1 protein-coding gene is annotated in these 1,240 nt (G+C 73.8%); it reads right to left on the bottom strand.

Going from position 1 to position 1,240, the window contains the following annotated elements; translation table 11 throughout:
- Window positions 1-648: 648 nt before the first annotated feature.
- A partial coding sequence (locus AOK00_RS32530) for a SpoIIE family protein phosphatase (RefSeq protein ID WP_159041896.1) occupies window positions 649-1,240 on the bottom strand: 592 nt, incomplete at its 5' end.

Below are 1,240 nucleotides of genomic sequence, written 5' to 3'. Positions count from 1 at the left end.
CGGGAGCGCAGCCCGACCGGGGCGGGGAGCCTGAGTGGGTCCGCTGCGCCGCGCCGGGGCCGGTGTCTCAGTGCGGGCGCCGCTCCGCCGGGGTCGCCGTGTCGGCGTACTCAGGCAGGAGGGAGAGGCACGCCCGGACCCGCTTCCCTTCCGGTTCCGGCTCCACGCTCAGGCTCTCGCAGACGGCGACGACGATCTCGACGCCGTGCTGTCCGATCCGGCGGGGGTCGTGTCCGCGGGGTACGGGAGCGGCGGCCGCGCGGTCGAACACCGAGATCTCCAGGGTGTCCTGACGCAGCTCCAGGAGAAGTCGACAGGGGCCGACCGTGTGCCGGACCGCGTTGGTCACGAGCTCGNNAGGTCGACGCGCTCGTCGGCCACCGGTTCACGCCGCACGGACGGGGCGGCCGCGAGGAAGTCGGCCGTGAAGGCACGGGCGGCGGCGATCGTGCCGCCCCGGGAGTCGTTGTCGTAGACGACACTCGCGGACAGCAAGGGCTTTCGTGCCGCAGGCTCCGCGGTCATCGCGTCCGTCATGGCGCTCGTACTCCCCTCGTCCGGTGGGTGCGCTGGGCACCTCCTACTCCGCCTTTCCCCTCTTCATGGTTCCCACACCGCCCACAACGGGGATCACACTCCGGCGACGCGTCAGAAAGCCGACGGAGAGGCTTCCCCGTCCCGCCTCGCGTCCGGTGACGCCGCCCCTGGGCCGCGCCAGTCGAGACAGAGCACGAGGACTGCGTCCGGTGCGCCTCGGAGTGTCTCACGCAGCGCCCGCACGACGGCACCGGGCACGTCCGCGCCGCTCAGGTGGCAGGTCCGGGCCAGCGCCTGCGCGACGGGACCGTCCGGTGCCTCGTACTGCCCGGCGGCCGGAGGCTCGCCCGCGCCGCAGGCGACGAAGACCAGCCGGTCGCCGCGCAGAAGGCGCAGGCGCTGCGTCGTGTAGACGGTGTCCTCGAACATGCCGAGGGGCAGTTGGCGGTCCAGTTCGACGCGCTGGGGCACGGCACCGCTGATCCGCCAGAGCGTCGGCGACCCGGCGTCGACCACCTCGATCCCGCCGGTGGTCAGGTCGAGGCGGAGCAGCACGGCGGCCAGCGGGCTCTTGCCCCGGTACTGCCCGTAGAGTGCCTGGTCGGTGAGGCTGGCCTGCCCCACCAGGTCGAGTCCGGCCCGCCGGGCGTTGCGGATCGCCGTCAGGGCGAGGGTGCTCACCAGGGCGGCCGGGGTGCCGGGG

It is taken from the genome of Streptomyces aureus (assembly GCF_001418135.1).
GTDB lineage: Bacteria > Actinomycetota > Actinomycetes > Streptomycetales > Streptomycetaceae > Streptomyces > Streptomyces aureus_A.
This window is presented reverse-complemented; position numbering and strand designations above follow the sequence as displayed.